General features: G+C 62.1%; 14 protein-coding genes and 2 tRNA genes. 6 read left to right on the plus strand and 10 right to left on the minus strand.

The features are described 5' to 3' along the window. Nucleotides 1-107 precede the first annotated feature (107 nt). The gene (gene sstT / locus SB765_RS12140) at nt 108-1319 is read right to left on the minus strand and encodes a serine/threonine transporter SstT (protein ID WP_410910100.1); all 1212 of its coding nucleotides are present in this window, start codon (nt 1317-1319) and stop codon (nt 108-110) included. Between the two features lie 105 nt (nt 1320-1424). After that, on the minus strand, nt 1425-2318 hold the full coding sequence (nhaR, locus tag SB765_RS12145; RefSeq protein ID WP_138736085.1) for a transcriptional activator NhaR: 894 nt from the start codon (nt 2316-2318) through the stop codon (nt 1425-1427). A 131-nt stretch (nt 2319-2449) separates the two neighbouring features. Between nhaR and SB765_RS12150 the strand changes: the two genes are divergently transcribed. Both SB765_RS12150 and SB765_RS12155 read left to right on the plus strand, forming a co-directional pair. Next, nucleotides 2450-2689, plus strand: coding sequence for a hypothetical protein (locus tag SB765_RS12150; RefSeq protein WP_019473606.1), 240 nt, complete (start codon nt 2450-2452; stop codon nt 2687-2689). 29 nt (nt 2690-2718) lie between these two features. Beyond that, entirely contained in the window at nt 2719-3471 is a 753-nt protein-coding gene (locus SB765_RS12155) for a TerC family protein (RefSeq protein ID WP_410910101.1), read from the plus strand. Nucleotides 3472-3532: 61 nt separating this feature from the next. Here SB765_RS12155 and SB765_RS12160 read toward each other — a convergent pair whose 3' ends face one another. Continuing rightward, nucleotides 3533-3709 (minus strand): hypothetical protein, encoded by a 177-nt coding sequence (locus SB765_RS12160; protein WP_016498971.1) that lies wholly within the window; start codon nt 3707-3709, stop codon nt 3533-3535. 165 nt (nt 3710-3874) lie between these two features. Between SB765_RS12160 and SB765_RS12165 the strand changes: the two genes are divergently transcribed. After that, on the plus strand, nt 3875-4609 hold the full coding sequence (locus SB765_RS12165) for a peptidase C39 family protein (RefSeq protein ID WP_341796119.1): 735 nt from the start codon (nt 3875-3877) through the stop codon (nt 4607-4609). 94 nt (nt 4610-4703) lie between these two features. Here SB765_RS12165 and SB765_RS12170 read toward each other — a convergent pair whose 3' ends face one another. Then, nucleotides 4704-5987, minus strand: a complete 1284-nt coding sequence (locus SB765_RS12170; protein WP_341796118.1) for an NAD(P)/FAD-dependent oxidoreductase — start codon at nt 5985-5987, stop codon at nt 4704-4706. Nucleotides 5988-6190: 203 nt separating this feature from the next. Here SB765_RS12170 and SB765_RS12175 point away from each other — a divergent pair. Both SB765_RS12175 and SB765_RS12180 read left to right on the plus strand, forming a co-directional pair. After that, nucleotides 6191-6267, plus strand: a tRNA-Val gene (locus SB765_RS12175). Between the two features lie 169 nt (nt 6268-6436). Beyond that, a tRNA-Val gene (locus SB765_RS12180) sits at nt 6437-6513 on the plus strand. 48 nt (nt 6514-6561) lie between these two features. Here the strand turns inward: SB765_RS12180 and SB765_RS12185 are convergent. Genes SB765_RS12185 through SB765_RS12200 form a run of 4 tightly spaced genes read right to left on the minus strand, consistent with a single transcriptional unit; the run spans nt 6562 to nt 10237 of the window. Continuing rightward, the gene (locus SB765_RS12185; RefSeq protein ID WP_341796117.1) at nt 6562-7842 is read right to left on the minus strand and encodes a TRAP transporter large permease; all 1281 of its coding nucleotides are present in this window, start codon (nt 7840-7842) and stop codon (nt 6562-6564) included. Beyond that, nucleotides 7836-8441, minus strand: coding sequence for a TRAP transporter small permease subunit (locus SB765_RS12190; RefSeq protein ID WP_341796116.1), 606 nt, complete (start codon nt 8439-8441; stop codon nt 7836-7838). The genes SB765_RS12185 and SB765_RS12190 overlap by 7 nt, the downstream gene beginning before the upstream one ends. Before the next feature lie 25 nt (nt 8442-8466). Further along, complete coding sequence (locus tag SB765_RS12195; RefSeq protein WP_410931384.1) at nt 8467-9516, minus strand: TRAP transporter substrate-binding protein; 1050 nt, start codon at nt 9514-9516, stop codon at nt 8467-8469. Nucleotides 9517-9565: 49 nt separating this feature from the next. Further along, on the minus strand, nt 9566-10237 hold the full coding sequence (locus SB765_RS12200) for an RraA family protein (RefSeq protein WP_341796114.1): 672 nt from the start codon (nt 10235-10237) through the stop codon (nt 9566-9568). A 112-nt stretch (nt 10238-10349) separates the two neighbouring features. On the opposite strand from SB765_RS12200, the gene SB765_RS12205 reads away from it, so the two are divergent. Continuing rightward, nucleotides 10350-11249 carry a LysR family transcriptional regulator gene (locus SB765_RS12205; protein ID WP_016487907.1) on the plus strand — a complete coding sequence of 300 codons (900 nt, stop codon included), beginning with the start codon at nt 10350-10352 and terminating at the stop codon, nt 11247-11249. A 78-nt stretch (nt 11250-11327) separates the two neighbouring features. Here SB765_RS12205 and SB765_RS12210 read toward each other — a convergent pair whose 3' ends face one another. Both SB765_RS12210 and SB765_RS12215 read right to left on the minus strand, forming a co-directional pair. Beyond that, entirely contained in the window at nt 11328-12128 is an 801-nt protein-coding gene (locus SB765_RS12210; protein ID WP_341796113.1) for an HpcH/HpaI aldolase family protein, read from the minus strand. Nucleotides 12129-12146: 18 nt separating this feature from the next. After that, nucleotides 12147-12950 (minus strand): carbon-nitrogen hydrolase family protein, encoded by an 804-nt coding sequence (locus tag SB765_RS12215; protein WP_341796112.1) that lies wholly within the window; start codon nt 12948-12950, stop codon nt 12147-12149. Nucleotides 12951-12995: the final 45 nt, after the last annotated feature.

The following is a 12995-nucleotide window of genomic DNA, read 5'->3' on the forward strand; positions in this document are numbered from 1 at the left end:
TGTCTCATTACTGGGGAAAGGCCACTAGCCTAGGTAATGCGCCTGGCTTAAGCAATCACTGGCATCATTGCTTGCCTGCAAGGGGCCGCACAGCGGCCCCTTGGCCTTCAAGCGCTACGCCGCTCTTCGGCTTGGCAAGCCGCCGCTGTGAACAGCACATCGGTCGACGAATTCAGCGCCGTCTCGGCCGAGTCCTGCAACACACCAATAATGAAGCCCACCGCCACCACCTGCATGGCAATTTCACTGGGGATGCCGAACAGGCTGCACGCCAGTGGAATCAGCAGCAGCGAGCCCCCGGCCACGCCCGAAGCACCGCAGGCGCACACCGCCGCCACCACGCTGAGCAGCACGGCCGTTGGCAGGTCCACCGGGATACCCAGGGTATGCACCGCAGCCAGGGTCAGCACGGTGATGGTGATGGCCGCGCCGGCCATGTTGATGGTTGCGCCCAGCGGGATCGACACCGAATAGGTGTCTTCATGCAGGCCAAGGCGCTCCGACAGTGCCAGGTTGACCGGGATGTTGGCCGCCGAGCTGCGGGTGAAGAACGCGGTAATGCCGCTTTCGCGCAGGCACAGCAGGGTCAGTGGGTAGGGGTTGCGGCGGATTTTCCAGAACACGATCAGCGGGTTCATCACCAGCGCCACGAACAGCATGCAGCCGATCAGCACAGCCAGGAGGTGCAGGTAGCCGAGCAGTGCGTCAAGGCCAGACTGGGCAAGCGTGGAGCTGACCAGGCCAAAAATGCCCAGCGGGGCGAAGCGGATGACCACGCGCACGATCAGGGTCACGCCGTTGGACAAGTCTTCGACCACGGTACGGGTGGTTTCGCCAGCATGGCGCAGGGCCACGCCCAGGCCGATTGCCCAGGTCAGCACGCCGATGAAGTTGGCGTTGAGCAGGGCATTGATCGGGTTGTCGACCGCGCTCAGCAGCAGGTTCTGCATCACCTCGGTGATGCCGCCCGGCGCGCTCAACGTTGCCTCGCCAGTGCTCAGCACCAGGCTGGACGGGAACAGCATGCTGGCAACTACAGCCACCACCGCTGCGGCGAAGGTGCCCAGCAGGTACAGCCAGAGGATCGGGCGGATGTGGGTTTCCTGGCCGTGGCGGTGGTTGGCGATAGACGCCATGACCAGGACGAACACCAGTACGGGCGCTACGGCTTTCAGGGCGCTGACGAACACCTTGCCGAGAAAGGCCATGTCGCGGGCGATGGCGGGCGCGAGCAGGGCAAGGGCGATGCCGGCGAGCAGGCCGATGACGATCTGCGTCACCAGGCTGGTGCGGTTGAGGAGGCGGAGAAGGGGGGTCATGTGCAGCGGTATCTCGGAATCTGGAAAGGGCGCGACTTTACCATAGAGTACTTGTGGGGCTGTTGCGGCCTGTTCGCGGGTAAACCTGCGAACAGGCCGTCGCAATCACCAATGAAACAACTCCCGACGCGCCCCCTCGGTAATCGCCACGATCCCCGGGTGCTTGACCTTGCGTTCCACCGAAATGGCATAGAACGACTCGTGCACGGCCTCGGTCTGGCCGATCAGCGTCACGCCATACTGGCGGCACACTTCTTCGGCGATCACGCTGGGGGCAACGAAAATGCCGCTGCCCGACTGGCCGAACGCCTGCATCAGGGCACTGTCATCGAACTCGCCGACGATGCGTGGCTGCACCTGTTGCTCACTTAGCCACCGTAGCAAGCGGCTGCGCACTACGGTTTCCTGGCCGGGCACCAGCAATGGCGCATCCTGCAGGCAGGCGGGGAAGGGGCCGTCAAGGCGCTGTGCCAACGCCGGGGTAGCGAAGAAGCTTAGCCCGCACTCGCCCAGCTTCTGGCTATAACCCTTGATGTCCAGGTTGCTGGGCATGGGGCTGTCGGAAATCACCAGGTCCAGGCGCTGGATGGCCAGGTCTGCCAGCAACCGCTCAAGTTTGTCCTCGCGGCAGTTGATGCGCAGCACCTCATCCAGCTCCATGGTCGGTGCCAGCAGGCGGTAGACGATGGATTTGGGCACCACGTCGGCCACCCCCACGCGGAACAGGATCTGCTCCTGCGGGCCTGCCCGCAGCATGGCTTCCAGCTCGCCGCCGATCTGGAACATCTGCTCTGCATACACCAGCGCCTGGCGGCCGGTCTCGGTCAGCTCCAGCTGCCGGCCGGCGCGCTGGAACAATTCAAGGCCGTAGGTTTGCTCGAACAGGCTTATTTGCCCGCTGATGGTCTGCGGTGTGAGGTTCAGCTGCTCGCTGGCACGGGTGATGCTGCCGGTCTTGGCCACGGCCCAGAAGTAATGCAACTGGCGATAATTGAGCACCGTTGGTCGTCCCGATTCGTAAAAACCGAAGTATACGCCATGAAAATACGAATTTTCCTGAACTATTCGCGTCTCTAGAATGCACCGCATCAGGCGCCATGCGCCGCCGGGATATTTCAAGCGAGGACACCATGCTGCAACTCAAATCCATCGGTACCCCATTGGTGCTGGCTTTGGCCCTGTTTACCCTGGCAGGCTGCGACCAGGCCGAGAAATCCGCCCAGCAGATGCTCGACCAGGCCGCGCAGTCGGCCAAGCAGGCCATCGACGACACCAACAAGGCCGCCCAGCAGGCGTTGAACGAGGCCATCGGCGGCGAAGGGCAAAAGCCTGAAGATGCCGACAAGAAAAAAGACACCCAGGAAATCTGACCCTAAACCGCCGCTGCAGGATTTGAACAATGGAATACTTGCTGGAACTCGCCGCTAGCCCCACCGCCTGGATTGCCCTGGCTACGCTGGTCGCCATGGAAGTCGTACTGGGCATCGACAACCTGATCTTCATCTCCATCCTGACCAACAAACTGCCCGTGGAGTACCGTTCCAAGGCACGACGTATCGGTATCAGCATGGCGTTGGTCATGCGCCTGGCCTTGCTCAGCACGGTGGCCTGGATCGTACAGCTGACCGACCCGGTGTTCGAAGTGTTCGGAAACGCCTTCTCCTGGAAGGATGTGATCCTGATTGCCGGTGGCCTGTTCCTGCTATGGAAGGCGACCAAGGAAATCCACGAAAGCGTTGACCCGCACGGTGCGAAGGAAGAAGCCAAGGTCGGTTCGACCATTACCCTGGGCTTTGCTGCGGCAATCTTCCAGATCCTGCTGCTGGACATCGTCTTCTCGGTCGACAGCATCATCACTGCTGTGGGCATGACCGAGCACTTGCCGATCATGATCATTGCCGTGATCACGGCAGTCATCGTCATGATGGTGGCCGCCGACCCGCTGGCCAACTTCATCAATGACAACCCGACGGTGGTCATGCTGGCCTTGGGCTTCCTGATCATGATCGGCATGACGCTGATCGCCGAAGGTTTTGGCGCTCATGTACCGAAGGGGTATGTGTATGCGGCCATGGCGTTCTCGACCGCGATCGAGATGCTCAACATTTTTGCTCGCCGGGCGCGATTGAAGCGTGAGGCGGCTGAAGGTTGATGTAAAGAAGGTTGATGCAAAAGGCGGGGCGCATTGCGCCCCGTTCGCGTTTTCTGAAGTCTTAATGCACCCCGGCTGGCCGCCGTGCCCGGCGCACAGGTTGCGGCTTGGCAGGGGCCTGCGGTGGCAGGTGGTGGTGGGAATGGCGCCGCACGATGCGCAGTACGCCCCACAGCATGGCGGCTGCAACGCTTAGCCACATGCCTACCAGCATGAAAATTGCCATGGTCAGGCTCATCTGTGCCTCCATCTCTACGGCAAGCGCTCGATTGGCCAGCGCTGCCTTCCAGACACTGCTTTAGTCTAGCCCTTCGCCTGTGACGTTCCATCGAACAAAGGTCTATCTCTGAGTCCGATTCGCTCCAAGCCGCTGTCGGACTATACCCGCGCCGCTGTCGGACCTATGATCGGTGGCCAGAGCCGGGCGCTGCCTGCCTGGCGTTGGAACAAGCGAGTGTCCATGCAGCAACATTCCATCAAAGCTGCCCCACGGCGGCTGTTGGTCGCCTGTCTGATGGCGGCCACCTTGGCCGGCTGTGCCAGCGCACCGCCTGCCAACCTCAAAGGCCTGCCGCAGCGGGTCGAGATCAGCAGCGTGCCGTTCTACCGTGGCAACGCCAACCACAGCGGTGCCATGGCGCTGGCAGCGGTGCTGTCGCAACAGGGCGCACCCATCACCCCGGGCCTGCTGGACAAACCGTTGAACCTGCCACAGGGCGCCGAAGCGCTGGACACTGGCATCCCTCGCGTGGCGCGGGACTATGGCATGGTGGTGTACCCGTTGGACAAACAACTGGACGCACTGCTGGCCCAGGTGGCGGCGGGCAACCCGGTGTTGCTGCGTTACGAGGAGGGTTCGGCCTGGTGGGGTGAGCCACGTTATGCGGTGCTGATCGGCTATGACCGCTACAAGCAGCGTGTACTGCTGCGCTCGGGCATGCACCGGCGGCAGGTGATGGCGTTCGATGACTTTGCATCGGCGTGGGCGAAGCAGGGGAGTTGGGCGGTGCTGGTGCAGCCACCGCGGCAGTTACCGGCCCAGGTGGACCGCCAGCGGTGGTTACAGGCTGCGGATGAACTGGCGCGGGCGGGGCAGGAAATTGCGGCGAAGCAGGCTATCAGCAGCCTGAACAAATAGCGGTGCCAGCTCCCACAGGTAGCGCACTGGGTTCGACGCCTGTGCGGTACCTGTGGGAGCTGGCTTGCCGGCGATAGGGCCAGGCCTGCTTACATCAGAAGCCCAGGCGATCGCGCAGGCTGTAGTACCAGGCGCCAATGGCGCTGAACGGCACACGCAGCATCTGGCCACCCGGGAACGGGTAGTGCGGCAGACCGGCGAAGGCGTCGAAACGCTCAGCCTGGCCGCGCAGGGCCTCGGCCAGCACTTTGCCCGCCAGGTGGGTATAGGTCACGCCGTGGCCCGAGCATCCCTGCGAGTAGTAGATGTTGTCGCCGATACGGCCAACCTGTGGCAGGCGCGACAGGGTCAGCAGGAAGTTGCCGGTCCAGGCGTAGTCGATCTTCACGTTCTTCAGCTGCGGGAAGGCCTTGAGCATCTTCGGACGAATGATCGCCTCGATGTTGGCCGGGTCACGCGCGCCGTACACCACGCCACCACCGAAGATCAGGCGCTTGTCGCTGGTCAGGCGGTAGTAGTCGAGCAGGTAGTTGCAGTCCTCGACGCAGTAATCCTGCGGCAGCAGGGTACGCGCCAGCTCTTCGCCCAGTGGTTCGGTGGTGATCACCTGGGTGCCGCATGGCATGGACTTGGCGGCCAGTTCCGGCACCAGGTTGCCCAGGTAGGCGTTGCCGGCGACGATGATGAACTTGGCGCGCACCTTGCCTTGTGGGGTGTGCACGACCGGGTTGGCACCGCGCTCGATGCGGATTGCCGGGGTTTGCTCATAGATGATGCCGCCCAGTGACTCGACCGCAGCAGCTTCACCCAGGGCCAGGTTCAGTGGGTGGATGTGGCCGCCGCTCATGTCCAGCATGCCGCCGATATAGCTGTCGCACGCGACCACTTCACGGATGCGCTTCTGGTCCATCAGCTCGAGCTGGTTGTGACCGAAGCGTTCCCACAGGCGCTTTTGCGATTCCAGGTGGCCCATCTGCTTGCTGGTGATGGCGGCGAACACGCCACCGTCTTTCAGGTCGCACTGGATGTTGTACTTGGCCACGCGCTCACGAATGATGCGCCCGCCTTCGAAGGCCATGTGGCCCAGCAGTTGCGCTTCCTTGGGACCGACGGTGCGTTCGATGACGTCGATGTCGCGGCTGTAGCTGTTGACGATCTGGCCGCCGTTGCGGCCCGATGCGCCGAAGCCGACCTTGGCCGCTTCGACGATGCTCACCTTGAAGCCGTTCTCCAGCAGGAACAGGGCGCTGGAAAGGCCGGTGTAGCCGGCGCCGATGATGCACACATCGGTTTCCACCTCACCCTGCAGCGCCGGACGTGGCGGCACCGGGTTGGCCGAGGCGGCGTAGTAGGACTGGGGGTAGGGGGTGTTAGCCATGCTGCAGGAACCTCGTGTTTTATATTTTTAACGAATGTACCGATGCTATCAATAATAATAAACACCCGCTAGTCGTCTGGTGAAAATCCTTTACGGCGGACCTGCCAGCGCCTCTTTATATAAAGAGTTTAAGATTCAGTAGGTTAGCTCGAAAAAAAGTGTTGACAGGGTTTTTCTAATGCGTAAAATGCGCACCACACGACAGGCACATAGCTCAGTTGGTTAGAGCACCACCTTGACATGGTGGGGGTCGTTGGTTCGAGTCCAATTGTGCCTACCAAATCGAAGAAGGGGTGATCCGAAAGGGTCATCCCTTTTTTCATTGTCCATTTCGCGGGCATCGAAACCGCGGTATGGGCAGGCAGCGCTCATATTCGAAAGTTTTTGATTTTTCTCAAAAAAAAGCTTTACAGGTACGCATTGCATCACTAATATGCGCACCACACGACAGGCACATAGCTCAGTTGGTTAGAGCACCACCTTGACATGGTGGGGGTCGTTGGTTCGAGTCCAATTGTGCCTACCAAATCCCAAAAAGGGCGATCAGAAATGATCGCCCTTTTTGCATTTTCCGCTAGAACGCCTTTGGCAGCCACAGCGCCAGTTGTGGAAAGGCAATCAGCAAGCTGATCAGCACCAGCAAAGCCAGGCAGAACGGCAGCGCGCCATACACCACGTCCATGAAGTTGCCGCGGCCACGGATGCTCTGCACCACGAAAAGGTTCATGCCGAACGGCGGGGTGATCTGGCCCATTTCGCACAGCACGATCAGCACCACCCCGAACCACAGTGGGTCAAAGCCCAGGGCGACGACGATCGGCACGATCAGCGGCGCCGTGGTGATCAGCATCGCCAGGGTGTCCATGAAGCAGCCGAGCACGATATAGAACACGATGATCGCCAGCAGCGTGGCCGTAGGTGACAGGTTCAGGTTGGTGACGAAGTTGACCAGGGTGGTGGTCAGCCCGATGGACGCCAGCACGAAGTTGAGGAAAAACGCCGACAAGGTGATGAAGATGATCATTCCGGTGGTGCGCAACGTGGCTTCGAAGGCCTGGCCCAGGCTTTGCCAGGTGAGAGCCCGGCGCCACAGGCCCAAGCCCAAGGCGCTGAGTACCCCCAGTGCCGCCGACTCGCTGGCAGTGGCAAAACCGCTGTAGATCGAGCCGATCACCAGGGCGAAGATGGCCAGTGGCGGCAGCAGGTCGGGGATGCAGGCCAGGCGTTCTGCCCAGCGGGTGTGTTCTTTGCGCCCACCCAATTGCGGGCGCACCAGGCAGGCCAGCACGATCAGTGCGACGAACAACAGGCTGAGGATGATGCTGGGGATGGTTGCAGCCAGATACAGCTTGGGCACCGACACGTTGGCGATCAGGGCGAACAGGATCATGTTGATCGATGGCGGAATCAGGATGCCCAGCGTGCCGCCAGCGGCGATTGAGCCCAGGAACAGCGGGGCGTTGTAGCCTTTGCGTTCCTGCTCCGCAATGGCCAGGGTGGAAATGGTTGCGGCGGTTGCCACGCTGGAGCCACTGGTGGTGGCAAGCAGTGCGCTGGCGCCGATGTTGGAGTTCATCAGGCCGCCCGGCAGCCAGGACAGCCATTTCTCGACCGCCTGGTACATGCGCCCGGCCACCCCCGAACACACCAGCAGTTCACCCATCAGTATGTATAGAGGGATGGACACCAGCAGGAACTCGGCGCTGGTGTTCCAGGCGATTTCGCCCATGGCATTGCTCAATGGCAGGGTCGAGAACAACTGCGACAGCGACATCCCCAGCAGGCCGATACTGACGGCGGCGGCCACGCTCAGCGCCAGCAGGGCCAGCAGCAGGAACAAGGTGATGCTCAGCATGGCGTGTGCTCCTTGGCGGTGTTGGCCGCGGGGTGCAGCTCCTGTTCGATTTCCTGCTCGACCGTGTTGATACCGATCAGTGCACTGACCGCCCCCCAGCGCCCGCGCAATAAATGCCCCAGGCTCACCAGCGCCAGGCTGAGCAGGGTCAGGGCGAAGAACAGGTAGCCGGCAAACCAGATGGATTGCGGTATCCATTGCGGCACTTGCAACGGCGTGTTGGACACTGAGCGGTATTCGATGGAGTCCTGCAGCACATTCCAGGCGTGAAAGGCCAGGGTGCTGACCAGCACGGCCATGCAGGCCAGGGCGAACAGGTCGAGCGCCACCCGTGGCTTCAGGCCAAGGCGAGCGTAGAGGATGTCGACGCGGATGTGTGAGCGCTTGAGCAAGGTGACCGGAAACGCCCAGGCGCTGGTGACTGCCAGAACATAGCCGGCAATCTCATCGGCGCCGCCCATGGAGATGCCCAGGGTCTTGCGCAAGATCAGGTCGATGCCAATCAGCAGGGCGCAGCCGAGCAGGGCAAAGCCACCTACCCAGGTGCTGGCCTTGGCGATGGCGGTGATGGCCGCCAGGCCGGAATGGGCCGTATTCATCACTGTCTGCTCCGAGGTAAAGGGCTTATGGGGCCAGGCGCATGCCGATGGCACGGCCTGCGCTGGCATTCCATTGCTCGACACAACCGGGGCCGCAACGCTTGCCCCAGTTGTTGGCGATTTCCAGCGCCGCCTGGCGCACGCGCTGCTGTTCTTGCGGGTCGGGTGCCGACGCGCTCATGTGCGCCGGTTGGTGGATCTGGCAGTCGGGGCTGCCGACATTGCATGCCTTGGCGTAACGGTTTTCCCTGGCCGTCTCCTGCCACAGGGCATCTTCCAGCACCTTCGACTGCGCCTGCAGCAGTTGCTGCACCTCAGGCGGCAACTGTTGCCAGCGCTTGAGGCCGATGCCATAGAAGCCGACCGACCAGTCCACCGGCAGGTCGTACAGGTACCCGGCCACGTCGTACCATTTGGCGGCGTTGCCCGAGCCGATGCCGGTAATGGCGCAGTCGATGACGCCGGTCTGCATGGCGGTCACCACTTCGGCAAAAGGCAGGGTGACCGGGGCAGCGCCAATGGCCTTGACCAGTTCGGCCATGTTGCGCCCGCGCGTGCGGATTTTCCGGCCCTTGAGGTCGGCCAGCGATCGCACGGGCGCGCGGCAGAAAAACACCTGCGCAGTGTACGGCACGGTGGCCAGCAGCTTTATGCCATGGCGCTCGGCCATACGCTGTTCCAGCACCGGCTTGTAGGCGTCGGCAATGCGGCGGGCGGTGCCGATGTCGGCGGCCATGCCCGGCAGGTCGATGCCTTCGAAGGTGGCATCGTCACCGGCGACGAATGCGAACACGCCCATGCCGATGTCTACCGCGCCAAAGCGCATCAGGCGGATGATTTCCGGGCCCTTCAGGCCGCTCTCCGACAGCCCCAGCAGTTGGGCGGTGACCTTGCCGTGGGATGCGGTGGGCAAGGTGTTGGTCCAGAACGGCTGTTCGACGGCGCGGAACGTGTAGTTGTGGCTGCCGCCACCAATCACGTTGAAACGGATTTGCGGGTAGTCCTGCGCCTGTGCGGCCGGGCTGCCCATCAGCGCGCCAAGCGCCAGCGGTATGAGCCGGGAGATGAGCTTCACGGTAGTCCTCTTGTTGTTGTTCAGGAGCTACTTCGGGTACGGTCTGGCGCTATTGGCGAGGGCGGGTCGCCGCCTCGATGGTCGACCGCGACCCGACGATATCGGGAAACTTCTCGCCCTTGGCCAGCCGGGCGAGGGTGTGCTTTTCGTTGCGCTGGAAGTCGATTGCCCGTTGCGCCAGTTCTACCACCTTGCCTGGGCGCAGGAATACGATGCCGTTTTCGTCCGCCACCACGGCGTCGCCCGGGTGCACGATGACCCCGCCGCACTGGATGGCAGTGCAGAACTCGCCTTCGTGGCCGATCACCCGCGTGGTGATGGCACTGGCACCGCGTGACCATACCGGTACGCCGTGCTCGCGCAGTTCGCCAAGGTCGGTGACATAACCGTCGACAATGATCCCGGCTACCCCGGCCTGCTTGGCGGCGTAGGCCATGGCCCCACCCAGCGCGGCGGTGATGCGCTCGCCGCATCGGTCCACGACGAGGAAATCGCCGGGGCGTGCGCAGCCCATGGCGTAGTGCAGGATGCCACCGTCATTGCCGGGCATGCGTACGGTTACGGCGGTGCCCACCGCCCGTACATTCTGCAAGTGTGCCTTGATTTCCGGGTGGGGTATGCCGTGGGTAATGAAATGGCCGATAGTTGCCGGTTCGGCATTGATCAGTATTTCAAGTTCGTGGGCGTTAACCGGGGTAGGTAGAGCTTCGATGATATACATAGGGAGTTGTTGTTATGCCGGATGCTTTTTCGAAGGGTTTCGGTCATCCTAACAAGCGCCCTGAACGGTCGATAATAAAAATCCGTAAGCAGTAGCCGGAGCAGTTTTTATCATGCGTATCACGCTGATGCAGATCGAGGCATTCTACTGGACCGCCCGCCTGGGCGGTGTGCACGCGGCCTCACGGCATCTTCACCTGACGCAACCTGCGGTGTCGGCGCGCATAAAGGAAATGGAGTCGTTGCTGAGCGTCAAGCTGTTCGACCGCAGCAAGCAGCGTATGAGCCTCACCGCCGACGGCCACACGGCGCTGCGCCATGCCGAACTGGTATTGAACAACAGCACGCAGCTGGAGCAGTTCGCTGCCCAGCAAAAGCAACACCGGCGCCTGCGCCTGGGTGCAGACGAGTGCTCGGCCATGGTCGGGCTGACTGCGGTAATAAGCGAAATCAAGGCGCACTTCCCGGAAATCACCCTGGAAATCACCATCGATGTGGGCGCCGCGCTCAACCGCAAACTGAACGATCACGAACTGGACATCGCCCTGCTGACCAACCCGGCCACACGCGAGGATGTGACCGATGTGTTCCTTGGCTGGATGACATTTCAGTGGGTGGCGGCGCGGCACCTGGAGATTGCCGACGGGCCGTTTCTGCCGCAGCAGGCGCGGCAGTATTCGATCGTTACCCACAGCGCGCCGTCGACATTGTATTCGGTGGTGGACCGTTGGTTGCAGGAAAGCGGCTCGGCGAGCCACGCTTTTCATTCCAGCAATTCGCTGGCGTTTATTGCCAAGATGGTATCGGCGGGGCATGCCATTGGCATATTGCCGGTGCCACTGATTCGCGACATGTTGGCGGTGGACATGTTGAAGACATTACCGTGCGACCCGGCGATCCCTGCGGCAAAGTTCTGCCTTTCCTACTTGACTGAACGGCCGGACATGCAACTGGGTGAACTGGTATCGATCATTCGGGCGACACTGGTAAAACAGAACTTTCTGGTGGATTAGTCGCGCGCCCGCAGGCACCGTAGCAGCCCGAAAACTGCGCGGTGCCTGCAGGCGCCGGTTGTGTGGCGTGTCAGCCGGTCAGGTGAGTGCCTGTTTTACTGTAGCGATATGTTGCCCGGCCTGGTTGAGCCATGACAGATCGCTGCCCATCAGCAGCATGTCGCTGCCCATGTCCAGCAACCGCCTGGCGGTGACCCGGTCGGCCGGAAAGCACGGCACCATCACGTTGATCGAGCGGGCATGGCATTTCTCGATCAGCAACTGCAAGCGTTGCAGCACCTCGGGGTTGCCCAGGCGGTAGTCGACCGGCAACCCGCGTGAAAGTGAGTAGTCCGCCGGCCCGAAGTGCACCGCATCGATCCCTTCCACATCGAGAATCTCATCGATGTTGTCGAAAAACTCATAGCTTTCGGCCATGGGCACGATCACGCTGCGGTCGTTTTCTGCCTGGGTGTAGCGCGCCCAGTCGAAACCTGGCCCGGCGAACCCGGCCGAGCGCACCGAGCTGTCGCCACCGCGGCGTCCCAGCGGCGGGAACTTGCTGTAGTGGATGATCTGGCGCATCTGCGCGGCGTTGTGCACTTGCGGCACGATCACCCCGGCAGCGCCCATTTCCAGGGCCTTGCGTATATCCCATTCCAGCGTGCCCCGTACCCGTACCAGGCTGGGGATTGCAGCGCTGCTGGCGGCCAGCAGCAGTTTTTCCATGTGGCGGTCCACGCCCAGCGCGGTGTGCTCGGCGTCTATGAAGACGAAATCCAGGCCCCAGTTGCCGGCCACCTCGATGGCCATGCAGGCGGTGCTGTAGATGTTTATGCCGAAGGTGGCACCGCGCGCCATGCGGGCCTTCAGCAAGGTGTGTGTGGTGCTTTGGTTCATGTTCGATACCGCCTTGGGTCAGATGCGATAGGTTTCGGGCAGCCGGTCGCGGAACGGGTGCACTTCGAATATGCCCGGGTCACGGATCAGCGACTTGTTGCGTGCCTTGGCCAGGTCGATCTCGGCGGTGTACACACCGTCTTCCAGGCCGGCGCGCACCAGGGTTTTGCCGGACGGTTCGATGATGTGGCTGGTGCCGATGAACTGCATGCCCTCGTCCATGTCGTTGCGGTTGGGAGCAACGAAGTACACCATGTTTTCAGCGGCGCGCACGGTGCTGAAAATGTCCGGCAGCATGCGCGCCTGTTCTGGCCAGGCAGCAGGCAGTACGACGATGTCGGCGCCTTCCAGGGCCAGGGTGCGTACCACTTCGGGGAAGCGGATTTCGTAGCAGATGGCCAGGCCGATGCGGCCGATGTCGGTATCGAACACAGGCGCTGCCCATTCGCTGGGGCGGTCGGTGAAGCGGTCGCCGATCATGAACGGCAGGTGGCGCTTGCGGTGCAGGCCGATGATGCCCTGCGCGCCGATCAGCGCAGCCGTGTTGTACACCGAGCTGGCGTGCCGCTCGTAGAAGCCGACCACGATCAGGATGCCGGTCTGCGCCGACACCTCCAGCAGTGGCGCCAGGGCGTCGAGGCTGATGGCGCCGCGCTCGAGGTCTTCACGGCTGTCGAACGCGCCGCCAGTGATCAGGCATTCGGCAAAGGCGATCAGCCGCGAGCCTTGTGCAGCGGTCTGGCGTGCCAGCGCGGCAACCTTGTCGACGGTCAGGGCCGGGTTACCGGCCACCGGGTGAATCTGGGCTACGGAGATTTTCATGCTGTTCCTTGATGGCAGTTGAAAGGCGCCGCAATGCGCGGCGCG

Source organism: Pseudomonas sp. SIMBA_067 (assembly GCF_046534675.1).
In the GTDB taxonomy this organism is placed as follows: Bacteria; Pseudomonadota; Gammaproteobacteria; order Pseudomonadales; family Pseudomonadaceae; genus Aquipseudomonas; species Aquipseudomonas putida.